Below are 15,473 nucleotides of genomic sequence, written 5' to 3' on the forward strand. Positions count from 1 at the left end.
CTCGTCCGCAGCGCAGTCGGCGCCAGAATCGGTGTCGTCATGGTGTTCGGTCATCGTCACCCCCCGGCAGACCATTCATCCGAACGTATGTTCGAGAATAGACCCGTTTCGGGCAGCCGTCAACCCCCGAGCACCACCACTTGATACGTCTATCCGAGGACCCGAACGCAACGAGCAGAAAGTACTGCCGAAATCGTCAGGCGGACTTCTTGGCCGCCGATTTCTTCGCCGGCGCCTTCTTGGCTGTGGACTTCTTCGCCGTCGACTTCTTCGCCGCGGCCTTCTTGGCGGGCGCCTTCTTCGCTGCGGCCTTCTTCGCAGGCGCCTTCTTCGCGTCCTTGTCGTCGTCGTCCTTCGACGACCCGCCGGAATCCTTGTCCTTCACCGATGCCCGCAGGGCGGCCAGCAGATCGGCGACCTCGGAGTCCTCGTCTTCCTCGGGCTCCTCGTCGCTCTCCGGGAACGCCTCGGCACCGTCGGCTTTGGCCTCCACGAGCTTCGACAGCTCGTTCTGATAGCGGTCCTCGAACTCCGAGGGGTCGAAGTCCTTGGCCATGGTCTCGATGAGTGACGCCGCCATGTCGAGTTCCTGCGGCCGGATCTCGGTGTCCTCCTCGAGGAACGGGAAGTCGGCGGCACGCACCTCGTCGGGCCACAGCAGCGTCTGCAACGTCATCACACCGTCGACGACACGCAGCGCCGCCAACCGTGTGCGGTTGCGCAACGTGAACTGCGCGATGGCGAGCCGCTCGGTCTTCTGCAGAGCCTGCGCGAGCAGCGCATACGCCTTCGGAGACTTCGACGACGGCTCGAGGTAGTAGGGCTTGTCGAAGTAGATCGGGTCGACCTGCTCGGTCGGCACGAACTCGAGGATCGAGATCTCCGGGCTCTTCTGCACCGGCAGTGTCGCCAGGTCCTCTTTGGTGAGGATCACTGTTTCGCCGGAGTCGGTTTCGTAGGCATTGGCGATGTCGGAGTAGTCGACCTCGGTGTCGGTGCCCTCCCGAACGCGGCGATACCGAATCCGTGTGCCGTCCTTGGAGTCGACCTGATACGACTTCCGGTCGTGGCTTTCCGTGGCCGAGTACACCTTGACCGGCACGTTGACCAGGCCAAAGCTCAGATCGCCCTTCCAGATCGAGCGCATGGCGTTCATTGTGCCACCCGTTGGTGAAAACCTCGGCGCTCAATGGGAGATCGACCGGCGATCGAGCGTGGACAATGGTCGTCATGGCCGGTGGTGAGACCCTCGACGTCGACGGGCGTCGCATCGCGATCACCAACCTCGACAAGGTGCTCTACCCCGATACCGGAACACGGAAATTCGAGGTCATCGACTACTACTCACGGATCGCCAACGTGATGCTGCCGCATCTCGACGGGCGCCCGATAACCCGCAAGAGGTGGCCGAACGGTGTCGAGTCGATGCCGTTCTTCGAGAAGGATCTGCCGTCCTCCGCGCCGGAGTGGCTCGAGCGTTTCGGCGAGCAGCACAGCAAGCGGGTGATCACCTATCCGTTGGCGTCGTCGCGTGCGGATCTGGTGTGGTTCGGGCAAATGGCCGCGCTCGAGCTCCACACACCGCAGTGGCGGGTGCCCGAACCCGATTCGGGTCCGCCCAAGGCCGATCGCCTCGTCCTCGACCTCGACCCCGGGCCGGGCGTTCCGCTGTCCCAGTGCGCCGAGGTCGCGCTGATGATCCGGGACATGCTGGCCGCGGCCGGGCTGACCGCGTTCCCGGTCACCAGCGGCGGCAAGGGCATGCACCTGTACGCGCGGTTCGACCGGCCGGTCTCCCCCGACGCCGCCCGCACCGTCGCCAAACAGATCGCGACGAGCCTGGCCAACGCCCATCCCGACGACATCACCGCGACGATGGCGAAGTCGGTTCGCGACCGCAAGGTGTTCATCGACTGGAGTCAGAACAGCGGCTCCAAGACGACGCTCGCGCCGTATTCGATGCGGGGCCGCGAGCAACCGTGGGTGGCGGCACCGCGGACCTGGGATGAACTCTCCGACCGCGACATCGCGCAGTTGCTGTTCGACGAGGTGCTCGACCGGGTCGACTCCGAGGGCGACCTGTTGGCGGACCTCGACGTCCCCCCGACCCGTTTGACCCCTGAGGAGACCGCTAGCGGAGGGTCGTCCTCTTCGATCCCTGAGGAGACCCGGAGCGCTAGCGGAGGGTCGTCACGAAGGGCCACCCCCCAGAAACCCAACGCCGAGAGCCCCCCAACCGCACAGGAACTCATCGAGGCAACCGCCGATCCCCACATCCCCGATCCCCCTGTTCCCGACCCTGTCGTCAGCCTCGGCGAGTATCGCCGCAAACGCGACGCCGGTAAGACCCCCGAACCGTTCGGCGACGACGCCCACCGCGAACGCCAGGAGTCCGGCGACACCTCCGAGGGCCCGATCTTCGTGATCCAGGAGCATCACGCCCGCCGCCTGCACTACGACTTCCGGCTCGAGCGTGACGGCGTGTTGGTGTCGTGGGCGGTGCCGAAGAACCTGCCCGATGACCCGGGGCAGAACCGGCTGGCAGTGCACACCGAGGATCACCCGATGGACTACGCCGACTTCGAAGGTGACATTCCTGCAGGCGAATACGGCGGCGGGCATGTCGAGATCTGGGACCGCGGCACGTATGAAACGGAGAAGTGGCGCGACAACGAGGTCATCGTCCGCCTCCACGGGGAGCGAATCCAGGGGCGCTACGCCCTGATCCGGACCGGTGACAAGAACTGGCTGGCGCACCTGATGAGCGATGAGCCGCGGCCGATCCTGCCGGACAGCCTGCGCGATCCGCGGCCGATGTTGGCCACCGACGAGTCGATCGAGAACCTCGACGGCCGCGACTGGGCATTCGAGGGCAAGTGGGATGGCTACCGAATCCTGTTGCGCTACATCGACGGGAACTTCCGGCTCACGTCGCGATCGGGTATCGACATGACCAAGGATTTCCCCGAGTTGCGTTCCATCGCCGACGATCTGGGTCTCATCGACGTCGTCCTCGACGGCGAGGTCGTGGCCCTCGACGCCAGCGGTCGCACCAACTTCACGCTGCTGTCGGCGCGGAACGCCACCGAGGAGGACCTGACCCTCAAGCTGTACATCTTCGACGTCCTGTACCTCAACGGCACCTCGCTCCTGCGGCGGTCGTGGTCGCAACGTCGCGAGGTACTCGAGGAGATCGCGCCCCTGCTGTCGCGGTCGGCCTACGCCGAAGTGCCGCCGCTGCTGTCGGGTCCGGGTCGCGCGGCCGTCGAGGAGAGCCGCGAGCAAGGGTACGAGGGTGTCATCGCCAAGCGGCGGACGTCGACCTATCAGCAGGGTCGCCGCACCACCCAATGGCTCAAGCACAAGAACTGGAGCGATATCGAGGTGGTGGTCGGCGGCTACCGCCCGGGTCGTGGGAACCGCGCCAACACCATCGGATCACTGCTACTCGGACTGCCCGAGGAAACCGGCCTGCGCTACGTCGGCCGGGTGGGCACCGGCTTTTCCGATGCCCAATTGCGCATGCTGGCCGAAGAACTGGAGTCCTTGCGGATCAACCGATGCCCGTTCGTGGACAAACTGGACCGCCCGGTGGCATCCAGCGCGATCTGGGTGTTGCCCAAGATCGTCGGCGAGGTCCGATTCATGGACTGGACCACCACCGGCCACCTGCGTCACCCGAGCTGGCGCGGAATCCGGCGGGACAAACTACCAGGTGACCTGTGAGAGAAGCCGATCCGAGGAGAGGACCCCTGTGCCCAACGAGATGATCGACATCCGCACCGACGACGGCGTCGCCGACGCGTATCTCACCCGGCCGGACGGTGTTTCCGGACCGCTGCCGGGCGTGCTGTTCGTCATCGACGCCATCGGCCTACGTCCCGGACCAAGGAGATGGCCGATCGGATCGCGTCGTGGGGGTATGTCGTGTTGGCGCCCAACGTCTTCTACCGTCACGGCACCGCAACGGAACTCGAGTCCACCCTCGACCTCACCGACCCGGACAACCGCCGGCCGTTCTTCGCGCAGGCGATGCCCCGGGTCCACGCCCTCACCGACGACCTCGCCGAGGCCGACTTGTCGCGATACCTCGACACGCTGCGCGGACTCGACGATGTCGCCGACGGGTCGGTCGGCGCCACCGGCTACTGCGCCGGCGGGCGATGGGCGCTGCTGGCGGCCGCCACCCGACCGGATGTCGTCGGGGCGATCGGCATGTTCCACACCGGCGGGCTGGTGACCGACGATTCCGCCAGCCCTCATCTGCGCCTACCGAAGGTTCGCGCCGAGATCCTGGCGATCCACGCCGACCGGGACGCGACGATGCCTCCCGAGGCGATCGCGAGGTTCGAACACGCGTTGACCAGTTCCGGCGTCACTCACCACGCGACTGTGTATCCCGGTGCGCCGCACGGATACACCATGTCGGACACCGCCGCCTTCCATCCGGAGGCCACCGAGGAGCACTTCGACGCGTTGCGGTCATTGTTCGCGCGAACGCTTCACTGACCCCACGCAATGGCGGCAGGGATCAGAGCTTCTGGCGCTGCCGCTGCTGCGCAACGAACTTGGTCGCCAGATGCTGCATGACGCCGGGCGCGAACCGGGAGAACCGCCAGGCCATCCGGGCCTGCGCCGGGACGACGAGCAACGGCCGGTTGCGGTCGATGGCCTCGAGGGTCTCGGCCGCCAGACGGTCGGCGGGGTACGCGGCGCGCACGCCCTGCCCGGACAGGTAGTACGACCGCCCGCTGAAGCCACCGACCCCGGGGTCATCGAGCAGCGGCGTCTCGACGGCCGCCGGGCACAGGGCAAGGACGCCGACACCATGGGCGGCCGCCTCGGTGCGCAATGCCAGGGACAATCCGACGACGGCGTGCTTGGTCATGACGTAGCTCGTCAGGAGACCGGCCGCGGTGAGACCGGCCATGGACGCGGTGTTGACGATGTGCCCGGAGCGCTGGCGGATCATGTGCGGGTAGACGGCGGTGACCCCGTGCACGACACCTCGGATGTTCACGTCGATGATCGAGTCCCATTGCGCCGGGCTGAGCATCTCGGTGTTGCCGCCCAGTGCGAAACCCGCGTTGTTGAACATGAGGTCGATCCGCCCGACATGGTCGATCGTGGCATCGACGAGTTCCCGAACCGCAGCCCCATCGGTCACGTCGAGCCGGGCCGCACGCACGGTGCCGCGACCACTCGCGAGTTGCCCGGCGACCCGGTCGGCGGCCTCGCAGTCGATGTCGGTGCAGACGACATCGGCTCCCGCGTCGACGAGGGCAGTGGTGAGCGCAGCCCCGATGCCCGATCCGCCGCCGGTCACGATCGCTGTTCGACCCGTCCACCGATCCGAGTCGGCACCACGAACTAGAACACGTTTCACCCCGCTGACCGTGTCACTCGCGACCGCGGCTGTCAACGAGGTGCCGTGGGTGGACGCGGCCGGACCACGCCCTCATCGTGCCTTCTCGCGGACGCTTGGCTAGCCTCAGGTGAGTCAGTGACCAAGGAGCGTGTGTGTTCGTCGTCGCCCACATCAGCGACCCTCATTTCAACGGCACGCGGTACAACCGCCGCCGGATCGAGGCGACGCTCGACTACATCCACGCACGCGCGCACGGGATCGACGCCCTGCTGGTGACCGGCGACATCACCGACGAGGGCAGCGAGTCCGAGTACCGCGAGGCGCACGGCGTGCTCTACAGCCCGTTGCCGATGCTGATCACCGCCGGAAACCATGATCACCGCGAACGTTTCAACGCCGGCCTCCTCGGACGGGAGAGCAGCGCACCGGTCAACCGGGCACAGCTCATCGACGGTGTGCTGTTCGTGATCTGCGACAGCTCCATCCCCGGCCGCAACGACGGCCACATCGCCGACGAGACGCTGGCCTGGATGTCGGCGGAGATCGCCGCGGCAGGCGCCCAGACCCCGGTCGTGGTGGCGTTTCACCATCCCCCGGTGACACTGGGAATGGACTTCATGGACTCGATCCGCCAGACCGGAGAGGAACGTCTCGCGGCCCTGGTGTCCGAATACCCGAACATCGTGGGCTTCGTCTGCGGGCACGCGCACAGCCCGTCGGTCACCACCTTCGCGGGACGACCACTCGCGATCGCGCCCGGCGTCGCATCCACACTGAATCTTCCGTTCGAGGGCACCGAGGTGGTCAACCGCGGACAGCCGCCGGGTATCGCCTTCCATTTCCTGCTCGGTCTCGACGAGGGGCCCGATGCGTGGCGGCTCGTCACCCACTTCCGATCGGTGATGTTCTAGCTCACGGTGATGCGTATCGGCCCATCACCCGCAACGCCTCTGCTTCGAGGAGCGGCCCATCCACCACGGTCGCGGCGTCGCTTGTCGCGATCACCCCCGCACAGGTCGACCGGAACTGCGGACCGTCGGGCAGGATCTCCGTGAACGCGGCCGACGATGCGGCGAACACGATCCGCCCGATACCGCCCCACACACATGCCGCGGTGCACATGGGACACGGCTCACCACTGGCGTATACGGTTGCGGCCGTGAGCCGTTCGCCGAATCCCTCGTCGATCGCCGAACGCAACGCGACCAGTTCCGCATGCGCCGTGATGTCGCCGGTCGAGCCGACCTGGTTGTATCCCTCGGCGACAACAGCATCGTCCACGACGACAACGCTGCCGAATGGCCGATTCCCTTCCTCGCCGGCGAGTTGGGCCAGATCGATGCTGCGCTGCAAGAACTCTCGATCGCGATCCGGATTGGTCATCCCGCCAGCTCCACTGTCATCCCGACACCCCGCTCGGTGGCGGCATCGACCAGCAGGCGCGCGGTGACGAGGTCCTGCAGTCCGATCCCGACGGAATTGAACAGAGTGATCTCGTCGTCCTGAGCCCTACCTCGTTCGGGCTCGACGATCACGTCGCCGAGTTCGATCGCGACGTCGTCGGCCGTGAGGTGGCCTTCCTCGATGGCGAGCACCACGTCTCCCGATTTTGCCAGCGCGGTGGACCGGCTGTCCACGACGACGCGCGCCGCAGCCATGGCTGCGCCGTCGACCTCACGGTGATCCGCCCGCGGCGGGGCACCGACGACATTGATGTGCAATCCGGCCCGGAACCAACCGCCCTGGACGATAGGCTCACGCGACGGCGTCAGCGTACACACGACATCGGCAGCCGACACCACCTGCCGCGGCGAGTCGGCCGACTCGACCTCGATGTCGAGATCTGCTACGGCAGAGCGGAATCGGTCCACGGTCGCGGTGCTGCGCGACCACACGAACACCTTGTCGATCGGGCGGATTCGGGCGATCGCCCGGGTGTGTTCCACCGCAAGCGTGCCCGCCCCGATCAGCCCGAGCGATGTGCTCGAGGTGCGCGACAGGTGGGCCGTGGCGACGGCGCTGGCGGCCGCGGTGCGGATCGCCGTGATCAACCGCCCGTCGATCACCGCCTCGCACTCGCCGGTGTCGGCGGACATGAGGAGGATCGTCGACCGCTGCGCCGGGTGTCCCGCGTCCCGGTTGAACGGCATGTCCGACAACATCTTCACGGCACTGCAGCGATGCCGCCGGGCGGAGGCCGCCATCGGCAGGACCGTACCGCCATCGATCGGCAGCATCGACGGCGCCGGACTGGCGGCGGCGCCGGTGGACAGGTCGATGTGTGCCTGTTCGACCGCGGCGTAGACCGCCGCCCGGTCGATCAGGTCGACCACATCGGAATGGGTGAGGACGATGGCCATCACTGGGCCCTTTCTCGTGCCTTGACGTAGTTCTCGGACAGGGGTGGGTCAGATGCGACCGACATAGGGGACGGTGAGACACGATGGGGCCTTGCGCCCACCGACGAACCCGGCGACGGCCACGATCGCGATGACATAGGGCAGCATCACCAGCAGCGCGTAGGGAATGTCCACGCCGACAGCAGGCAACGCGAACTGCAGTGCCCGCGCGATACCGAAGAACAGCGTCGCGACGACGATACCGGCGACCCGCCAGCGGCCGGCGATCACGGCGACGACCGCCAGGTATCCCATGCCCGCGGTCATGTTCTCACTGAACGACCGCACCTCCGACAGAGCCAGCTGCGCTCCGGCCAATCCGCCGGCGCCCGCCGCGATCATCACACCGAGCACTCGAGTCCGGTTGACCGCCAAGCCCGTCCATCCCGCCGACGTCGCGTCCTCGCCCACCGCATCGACGCGGATGCCCATCATTGTCCGACCGGAGAAGATGACCGCGAGTGCCACCACGACCGCCAGGCAGAGGTATCCCAGTGCGGTCTGCCCGAACAGCGCCGGCCCGATGACGGGGAGGTCGCTGATGACGGGGATGTGGATGTCGTCGAATGCGGGGACGTTGTTGCCCTTGCCGCCGCCGAGCAGGATGCGCGACCCGAACGTGGTGAGACCGAGGGCGAGCGCGTTCGCCGCCACGCCGATCACGATCTGGTCGGCCCGACACCGGACGCTGAGCAGTGCGTTCATCACTCCGAAGATGAGTCCGGCACCGATACCGGCGAGGACACCGAGGACGGCGGAGCCGGTGGTGGCGGACGCGAGCACGCTGGTGAACGCACCGCACAGCATGATGCCCTCCATGCTGAGATTGAGGACGCCGGCTCGCTCGCTGATGGACTCGCCGGTGGCGGCGAGCAGCAGCGGGATCGCGAATGCAGCTCCGCTGGTGAAGATCTCGGTGATCATGGTGGTGTTCACGCGCGGACCTCCTCTGCATCGCCGGCCGCGTCGCGAACTTCGGCGTCATCGGGCTGTTGTGGTCGCGCCGGCGGCGCCGACGATGCCCACCAGGCCGTGGCCGCGATGAGGATGATGAGGATGCTCTGGACAACGGTGATGGTCGACGACGGGACGCCCGCCTCGAGCTGCAGATTGATGCCACCCGAGACCAGGAAGCCGAACAAGAGGGAGACCCCGGCGACGGCGATCATCGACCCGCGGGCCAGCAGTCCGACGACGAGCCCGCTGAACCCGAATCCGGATGAAAAGCCCTCGGCCAGAACGAATGGCGCCGACGCGACCAGCAGCCCGCCGGCCAGACCGGAACACCCACCCGCGGCGGTGAGCCCGAGGAACCTGGTGCGATCGATGGGTACACCCATGCGCGCCGCGGCCGACGGCGACGAGCCGACGGCGCGCAGACGCAACCCGATGGCGCTGTTACGCAACATGATCCCCACGACAATGGCCAGGACGATCGCGATCACGATCGCGATCGTGGCGGGATTGCGCGGGATTCCCAGCAGGGGTAGGTGCGTCGACTCCGCCAGCGATTCCGACTGCGGCAACGTTTCCGATGATGTCATGGGCTGGCGCAGTAACGCTGCTTCGTGCACCATGAGCACCACCATCGCCAGCCCGACGAAGTTCAGCAGCAGAGTGGTGATGATCTCGCTGGCGCCTCGCCGGACCTTGAGCCACGCGGCGATCGCCGCCCACAGTGCGCCGCCGAGGACCGCAGCGATCAGCGCGACCGGGACACCGACCATCGGCGGAACAGCGTCGGGCAACGACACCCCGACCGCGGTGGCGGCGATACCGCCGAGGCAGATCTGACCCTCGCCGCCGACGTTGACGAGCCCGGCACGGTAGGCGATCGTGAAGCCGATCGCGACCAGCATCAGGACTGCTGCGCTGTTCATCGAGGTGCCCACGGCGAACGGCGAACCCAGGGTTCCGTCGATCAGTGCTCGGATAGCGGTTGCCGGACTCGCGCCGGCCGTGGCGGCGAGCGCGAGGCCGACTCCGGCGGCGATCACCAGCGCTCCGAGCCCGACGACGATCGGGTTGCGTGGGCTCAGGGGCACGCTCGACAGCGGCCGCAACCGGGAGTGGACGGTGGTCATCACGCGACTCCTGTGAGTAGGTTGCCGACTTCGCGGGCGGCATCCGGGTCTCGGGTATCGACGGACCCATGCAGTCCGCCTCGGTAGGCGACGACGACGCGATCGCACACGGACAGCAGTTCGTCGAGCTCGCTCGAGGTCACGAGGACGGCCGCTCCCTCGTCGGCGGCGGCCCGCAATCGGTCGAGGACGAACGCGACGGCGCCGACGTCGAGCCCACGTGTCGGCTGCGCGGCGACCACGACACGCAATCCGGGTGTGCAGAGTTCCCGGGCGAGCACCACCTTCTGCTGGTTGCCACCGGACAGACTGCCGATCGATGCGTCCGGACCCGGCGCACGGACATCGAACTCGGTGATCGCGGTCTGCGCGTCGGCCCGCATCCGGGACCGATCGAGCAGGCCCCAGCGTCGATATCGGGAGAGCCGTGGCATCGCCAGGTTCTCGGCGATACTCATCGCGGCGATCATGCCTTCGGCGTGACGGTCCTCGGGGATCACCGCGAGACCTGCGCGCGTCCGGCGGGCCGGCGTCGCCGTGGTCAGGTCGACCCCGTCGATCGTCACCGTGCCCGCGTCTGGGCGCAACGCGCCCGAGAGCACCGCCGTCAGCTCCGACTGGCCGTTGCCCTCCACGCCGGCGATCCCGACGATCTCGCCCGCCCGGACGTCGAGATCCACCCCCGACAGGGCGACCCGGCCATCTTCATGGGTCACGCGGACACCGTTGACCTGTAGGCAGACAGGCGAATCGACAGGCGCTCGCGGTGCACGGAGCGGGGCTTCGATGGGTGATGTGGCGTCGCCCAGCATGAGCTCGAGCAACTCCGATCGCGTTACGTCGGCGAGCGGCCCACCGCCGACGACGGTCCCGCCTCGCAGCACGGTGGCCTCGTCCGCGACCCGGGCGACCTCACCGAGCTTGTGGGTGATCAGCACGACCGACTTCCCGCTCGCGGCAAGGGCCGTGCAGGTCGCGATGAGTGCGTCGATCTCGCCCGGATCGAGAACCGCGGTGGGCTCATCGAGCAGGATCAGACGCGGATCCCGCAGGAGCGCCTTGACGATCTCCACGCGCTGCCGAGCACCGACACTGAGGTCTTTCACCATCGTCGCCGGGTCGACCCGCAGTCCGTACTCGTCGGCGACCCGATCGAGGTTCTCCCGCAGTTGCCGCCGCGGCGGACGGAATCCTCCGGAGCCGAGCAGAAGGTTGTCGGCGACCGTCATGGTCGGGATCAGCGAGAAGTGCTGATGCACCATGGCCACACCGGCATCGATCGCGTCTGCCGGCCCGGCGGGTCGGTACGCTTTGTCGCCGAGCATCATCCGACCGGCATCCGGCGACACCGTCCCGAAGATGGTGTTGCACAGGGTGGACTTGCCTGCGCCGTTCTCGCCGAGAATGCAGTGCACCGCGCCGGTACGGACGGACATGGTCACGTCGCGTAGTGCCCGTACCGTTCCGAAGGTCTTGGCCACCGAGTCGAGGGTGAGCAGCGAGTCCGTCCCGGTCACCGGGATATCCGTGGTGATCGACATCGTGGGCGGCTCAGTAGGGGGTGACCGAGCCGTCGGCGATGGCGGATTTCGCCCGCTCGACCGCCTGGGTCACTGCGGGATCGGTCGAGCACACGACGTAGTCGGTGCCGTTCTTGTCGGTGGTCAGCCCGAACGGGACCTGTGCGGCCTCCCAGGTGCCGTCGAGCATCGAGGTCACCGCGTACTCGACCTCGGTTCCGATGTCGGTCTTGACGTAACCGGTGTAGACCGGATTGGTGCAGTCCCCGGGAATGGGCCCGCCGCTCATCCGGTTTCCGGTTTCCTGCGCCGCCTGCTCCAAACCCTGTTTACCGAGGTTGACGACCTGACTGAGGACATCGGCACCCCCGGCGTACGCCGCGGCCGCGGCCTGCTTGGCCTTGGCCGGATCGTTGAAGTCGCCGACGTACTGAGGGGCCAGAACCCGTACTCCGGGGCGCGCGAAGTCGGCGCCGTTCTCGAAAGCTATGGCAGAGTTGACGATCGCCGGAAGCTCCACGCCGCCAACGAAACCGATGGTTCCCGCTGTCGACGATGTGGCCGCCGCCGCACCGGCCACGAACTCGGCTTCGGCCTGTTGCGGGTCGTAGTAGGCGAGATTCTCCATCGGTTCTGCGTCCGCCGGACCGCCGATCTCGACGAACGTGACGTCCGGGAACTGCGGGGCGACCTTACGAAGGTCGGCATCGGTCTGCCCGCCCACCGAGATCACGAGCTCGTTCTCGGAGGCGAATCGCTGCAGCGCCTGCTGGTAGTCGGCGGCCGCGACCTGCTCGACGTAACTGATCTCGACCTGATCGCCGTATTGTTCCCTGACCCGGTCGACGCCGGCGTAGGCCGACTGCATGAATCCGGTGTCGTTGACCGAGCCGGGCAGAAACACCCCGACGGTGAGAGTTCCGTCGTCGGCAGCAGAGCCGGATGATCCGCAGCCGGTCAGGCCGAGTGCGAGCGCGCCCGCGGCGATCAGCGCGATGGGAAGCGTGCGTTTCATGGCTTTCTCCTGGTCAGTCGGGGCAACCCCTTAGCGGTATACCGTTATGAAGAGAGTCGAGGCCGTTCATTGCGTACGCATTACGCATCCGTAAGAGGACCGTTAACGGTATACCGTTAACGGTGCGGCCGGTACGCTGACCTTCGGGACGCGAGGAGACGACAGTGACCAGAGCCGAAGCGGCAGCAACGAAGAAGTCGCTGCGCGACCATGCCTACGACGCGTTGCGTGCGCAGATCGTCGGCCTCGAGCTACCTCCCGGGACCCGACTGGTCGAACGCGATCTCGCGGTCGAACTCGAGGTGTCCCGCATACCGCTCCGCGAAGCGATACAACGACTGCAGCAGGACGGCCTCGTCGTTGTGGTCCCCCGTCAGGGAGCGATTGTCGCCCCGTTCACCGCAGACGACGTGCGCGACCTGTTCGATGTCCGGGAGAGCCTCGAGGTCCTGGCGGCGCGGCTCGCGGCAGAACGCGCCGACGCGGCCGGACTCGAAGCTCTCGCCGACCAACTCGAGATCGCACGCGACGCGACTGCCCGCGACGACAAGCCGGCCATCGCCGCCGCCAACGCCCGGTTTCACACGATCATCGTCGATCTCGCGGCAAACCCCTTGCTGGAGAACATTCTCGGCCCACTCGAAGCCCGGACACAATGGCTCTTCCATCTGACGAAGTCGCGCGATCCCGGCGTGCAATGTCGCGAGCACGAGGAACTGCTGGCGGCCATCGCCGATCATGATCCCGACCGGGCGGCCGAATCCGCGTTCCACCACGTGCATTCGGGTCGCGCCACCAGTCTGGCGATGGCGGCCGAGTGGTCGCGCACGACTCTCGATCCGGTCGCCCTGACCAAGAGTCGGCGCAGGTGAGCGCGGGCCTCTCCTACTCCCCCAGCATGGACGAACCCGCGTCGAGCAGGCCCTCGAGGAACTCCGTGAGCAGCGCCGGTCCGGTGTCGGGCAGGTTGTCCGGCAGCGGGAGGCCGGCCTGACGTGTCGCCGGAATCCCGGCGGCACGGGTGGCCTCGAGGCGAATTCCCTTCTGCTGGTCGCGGGTCAGGGGGTTGGCGTACTTCGACAGTTCCGTCTCGGTGGTGACCGTCGCGACGGATCGGAGCCCGACCGCGGCGAAATCGGCTGCAGCACGACGGATGTGGTTGGGCGAGGTGATCAGGATGATCTCGCTGACACCTCGGCCACGCAGGATCTCGGCGGTGTTCTGGGCGTTTCCGACCGTCGATCCCGAGCGTCCCTCCTCGGTGATCCGGCCCGCGTCGACCCCCTTGGACACCAGCCACTTCTTCATCGCGGCCGCCTCGGTGACGCCGGCCTGAGGTGCTCCTCCACTCACCACGATCGGCGCGGTCGACATGGTGCCGGCCTGCGACTTGCCTGCGGTGACCCGACGAACGAGCTCGGGTGCCATCTTGCCGTTGCGATTGAGACCGAAGCCGAGGATGACGATGGTCGGCTGCCCGGAGATCGTTTTCGGCGCGGTGTCCGGGACTATCTGCGCCGCGGCGTCCACGCCGTCGATGATGTTGCGGGCCGCGGTCGCCAAGGTCCGGTTGATGCCGTTCAGCCGCGTCAGCGCAGCTTTGCTCGCGGCGGGATCATCGGCCTGTGCGGACCAGATCGCCTGCAGAGCAAGGGCATAGGGATCAACCGGAACGACGGCGAGCATCTCCTCGAGGGACTCGAGACCGCCGGGGACATCTCCGGCGGCGAACTTCTGCTGCGCCGAGTTGTAATAGGTGGACGGGTCGACCGCCGTGACCACCGGCCGCACGTCGAGGTGACCCGCGCGATCGGCCGGCAGCCCGCCGACGACGGCCCCGCCGATCGCACATGCCGCGATGGTGGTGAGCGCAGCGATTCTCCGGCGCCGTTTCACTCTGGTCACATTTGTCACTTGCGTAACAGTACGGCGGTTCGGCAACGACGCCGCACCCGTCCGGTCCCAGATGGATAACACCCGAAGGCCGTGGCCGCTCACACGACTCGTTCGCGCTCATCCCCCGATGAGCGCGAACGAGAGGTGTGAGTGGCGGATCAACGCCGGATTCCCGCCACCTTCAACAGCTCCGGACGACGCAGAGCCAGTGCGGCCCAGACGAGGATGCCGAAGTACACCGGGAACAGCGTGTGGTCCAGCAGCGGGTCCTCGACCCGCATGTGTGCGGTCACCGCTCCGCCGAAGTAGGCGGTCAGACCGATCGCGCCGAGCACAGCGGTACGCGGGATCGCATACGCGACAAGGCAAGCCGCAAGTGCGATCGCCATGACGTAGGTCTGGTCGATCGGGAACCCCAGTTCGGCGGTCCCGTCGATCACGGATTCGGGCTGGGTCACCTTGCCGACGATGTCGAACGCCAGGAAGGCGCCGAGCAGCACGCTGAGCACGACTCCCGTTGTGTGCCTCCAGTTCCGGGAACCGGTCTGCACGTCGGCGGTGGGGGTGCTGGTGGTGGTGGTTGAAGCGGTCATGATGTCCTCCGGGTGGGTGTGAGTGGTTCTGCCGGGTTAGACCACAGCTCGCGGAGAAACTCATCGCCGACCGCCGAAGGTCAGCGAGAAACCAGTTTGACCAGTGGGTATTCGCGATCGGACTTCGATGCGTATTTGGCGTAGCGCGGCTGTTCGCTGGTGATGCGCTGCCACGCGTGTTCACGGTCGGCCCCGTCGAGCAGCACCGGCGTCACGGCTTCCTTCTGACCGTTCGGAAGTTCGATCTCCGCGGATTCCGGATGTGCCATCAGGTTCGCGTACCAGTCGGGGTTGCGTTTGCCGCCTCCCGACGCGACGAGCAACCGCGCGCCGTTCTCTGCGGCGAACCAGGAGATCGGGGTCTCGCGCGCTGCTCCGCTCCTGCGCCCGGTGGTGTGCAGGATGAGCATGTCCATACCCATCATCTGCGGCTTGCCCTTTCGCCGCAGCTTACTGGTGGTGTACGCGTTCATCTTTCGCTGAAACCACAGTGACAACGACATCGTCTCCTCCTTCATCGGGCCTACTACCACCCACGGTAGTGAGCCCCCTCGGACCACGCTTCTCGATTCCTGACCCCATCGTCGCCGCCCCACCC

General features: G+C 67.0%; 14 protein-coding genes and 1 pseudogene. 4 read left to right on the forward strand and 11 right to left on the reverse strand.

Annotation, left to right across the window (positions count from 1 at the left end; all coding sequences use genetic code 11):
* Positions 1-196: 196 nt before the first annotated feature.
* Positions 197-1,147 carry a non-homologous end joining protein Ku gene (ku, locus tag VZC37_RS23565; protein ID WP_488803387.1) on the reverse strand — a complete coding sequence of 317 codons (951 nt, stop codon included), beginning with the start codon at positions 1,145-1,147 and terminating at the stop codon, positions 197-199.
* Between the two features lie 83 nt (positions 1,148-1,230).
* Between ku and VZC37_RS23570 the strand changes: the two genes are divergently transcribed.
* Positions 1,231-3,726, forward strand: a complete 2,496-nt coding sequence (locus VZC37_RS23570; RefSeq protein ID WP_330436405.1) for an ATP-dependent DNA ligase — start codon at positions 1,231-1,233, stop codon at positions 3,724-3,726.
* A gap of 40 nt (positions 3,727-3,766) precedes the next feature.
* Positions 3,767-4,509, forward strand: a pseudogene (locus VZC37_RS23575) (dienelactone hydrolase family protein).
* 22 nt (positions 4,510-4,531) lie between these two features.
* Here VZC37_RS23575 and VZC37_RS23580 read toward each other — a convergent pair.
* Entirely contained in the window at positions 4,532-5,386 is an 855-nt protein-coding gene (locus tag VZC37_RS23580; protein ID WP_330436407.1) for an SDR family NAD(P)-dependent oxidoreductase, read from the reverse strand.
* Positions 5,387-5,520: 134 nt separating this feature from the next.
* Here VZC37_RS23580 and VZC37_RS23585 point away from each other — a divergent pair, with 134 nt between their 5' ends.
* Complete coding sequence (locus tag VZC37_RS23585) at positions 5,521-6,279, forward strand: metallophosphoesterase (RefSeq protein ID WP_330436409.1); 759 nt, start codon at positions 5,521-5,523, stop codon at positions 6,277-6,279.
* A gap of 1 nt (position 6,280) precedes the next feature.
* On the opposite strand, the gene VZC37_RS23590 is transcribed toward VZC37_RS23585, so the two are convergent.
* Genes VZC37_RS23590 through VZC37_RS23615 form a run of 6 tightly spaced genes read right to left on the reverse strand, consistent with a single transcriptional unit; the run spans position 6,281 to position 12,386 of the window.
* Positions 6,281-6,751: a nucleoside deaminase gene (locus VZC37_RS23590; RefSeq protein ID WP_330436410.1), complete on the reverse strand. Its 471-nt coding sequence runs from the start codon at positions 6,749-6,751 to the stop codon at positions 6,281-6,283.
* Entirely contained in the window at positions 6,748-7,728 is a 981-nt protein-coding gene (locus VZC37_RS23595) for an ornithine cyclodeaminase family protein (protein ID WP_330436412.1), read from the reverse strand. The genes VZC37_RS23590 and VZC37_RS23595 overlap by 4 nt, the downstream gene beginning before the upstream one ends.
* Before the next feature lie 48 nt (positions 7,729-7,776).
* The gene (locus VZC37_RS23600; RefSeq protein ID WP_330436413.1) at positions 7,777-8,703 is read right to left on the reverse strand and encodes an ABC transporter permease; all 927 of its coding nucleotides are present in this window, start codon (positions 8,701-8,703) and stop codon (positions 7,777-7,779) included.
* Positions 8,700-9,851, reverse strand: a complete 1,152-nt coding sequence (locus VZC37_RS23605) for an ABC transporter permease (RefSeq protein ID WP_330436414.1) — start codon at positions 9,849-9,851, stop codon at positions 8,700-8,702. The genes VZC37_RS23600 and VZC37_RS23605 overlap by 4 nt, the downstream gene beginning before the upstream one ends.
* Complete coding sequence (locus VZC37_RS23610; protein ID WP_330436415.1) at positions 9,851-11,392, reverse strand: ABC transporter ATP-binding protein; 1,542 nt, start codon at positions 11,390-11,392, stop codon at positions 9,851-9,853. The genes VZC37_RS23605 and VZC37_RS23610 overlap by 1 nt, the downstream gene beginning before the upstream one ends.
* A 10-nt stretch (positions 11,393-11,402) precedes the next feature.
* Positions 11,403-12,386 (reverse strand): BMP family ABC transporter substrate-binding protein, encoded by a 984-nt coding sequence (locus VZC37_RS23615; RefSeq protein WP_330436416.1) that lies wholly within the window; start codon positions 12,384-12,386, stop codon positions 11,403-11,405.
* Between the two features lie 164 nt (positions 12,387-12,550).
* Between VZC37_RS23615 and VZC37_RS23620 the strand changes: the two genes are divergently transcribed.
* The gene (locus tag VZC37_RS23620) at positions 12,551-13,258 is read left to right on the forward strand and encodes a GntR family transcriptional regulator (protein WP_330436417.1); all 708 of its coding nucleotides are present in this window, start codon (positions 12,551-12,553) and stop codon (positions 13,256-13,258) included.
* Positions 13,259-13,271: 13 nt separating this feature from the next.
* On the opposite strand, the gene VZC37_RS23625 is transcribed toward VZC37_RS23620, so the two are convergent.
* The 3 genes from VZC37_RS23625 to VZC37_RS23635 all read right to left on the reverse strand — a co-directional run bounded on the left by VZC37_RS23625 (position 13,272) and on the right by VZC37_RS23635 (position 15,378).
* Positions 13,272-14,291: an ElyC/SanA/YdcF family protein gene (locus VZC37_RS23625; protein WP_330436418.1), complete on the reverse strand. Its 1,020-nt coding sequence runs from the start codon at positions 14,289-14,291 to the stop codon at positions 13,272-13,274.
* Between the two features lie 149 nt (positions 14,292-14,440).
* Positions 14,441-14,875 carry a DoxX family protein gene (locus tag VZC37_RS23630; protein ID WP_330436419.1) on the reverse strand — a complete coding sequence of 145 codons (435 nt, stop codon included), beginning with the start codon at positions 14,873-14,875 and terminating at the stop codon, positions 14,441-14,443.
* Positions 14,876-14,955: 80 nt separating this feature from the next.
* Positions 14,956-15,378 carry a nitroreductase family deazaflavin-dependent oxidoreductase gene (locus VZC37_RS23635; RefSeq protein WP_330436420.1) on the reverse strand — a complete coding sequence of 141 codons (423 nt, stop codon included), beginning with the start codon at positions 15,376-15,378 and terminating at the stop codon, positions 14,956-14,958.
* Positions 15,379-15,473: the final 95 nt, after the last annotated feature.

Origin of the sequence: Gordonia sesuvii (assembly GCF_036350415.1) — a bacterium.
Classification (GTDB): domain Bacteria; phylum Actinomycetota; class Actinomycetes; order Mycobacteriales; family Mycobacteriaceae; genus Gordonia; species Gordonia sesuvii.

Bases quoted from the DNA above. Each gene is read 5' to 3' on its own strand.
- VZC37_RS23605 (WP_330436414.1), bottom strand. From the start codon at position 9,851: ATGACCACCGTCCACTCCCGGTTGCGGCCGCTGTCGAGCGTGCCCCTG.
- VZC37_RS23570 (WP_330436405.1), top strand. From the start codon at position 1,231: ATGGCCGGTGGTGAGACCCTCGACGTCGACGGGCGTCGCATCGCGATC.
- VZC37_RS23630 (WP_330436419.1), bottom strand. From the start codon at position 14,875: ATGACCGCTTCAACCACCACCACCAGCACCCCCACCGCCGACGTGCAG.
- VZC37_RS23635 (WP_330436420.1), bottom strand. From the start codon at position 15,378: ATGTCGTTGTCACTGTGGTTTCAGCGAAAGATGAACGCGTACACCACC.
- VZC37_RS23595 (WP_330436412.1), bottom strand. From the start codon at position 7,728: ATGGCCATCGTCCTCACCCATTCCGATGTGGTCGACCTGATCGACCGG.
- VZC37_RS23615 (WP_330436416.1), bottom strand. From the start codon at position 12,386: ATGAAACGCACGCTTCCCATCGCGCTGATCGCCGCGGGCGCGCTCGCA.
- VZC37_RS23590 (WP_330436410.1), bottom strand. From the start codon at position 6,751: ATGACCAATCCGGATCGCGATCGAGAGTTCTTGCAGCGCAGCATCGAT.
- VZC37_RS23610 (WP_330436415.1), bottom strand. From the start codon at position 11,392: ATGTCGATCACCACGGATATCCCGGTGACCGGGACGGACTCGCTGCTC.
- ku (WP_488803387.1), bottom strand. From the start codon at position 1,147: ATGCGCTCGATCTGGAAGGGCGATCTGAGCTTTGGCCTGGTCAACGTG.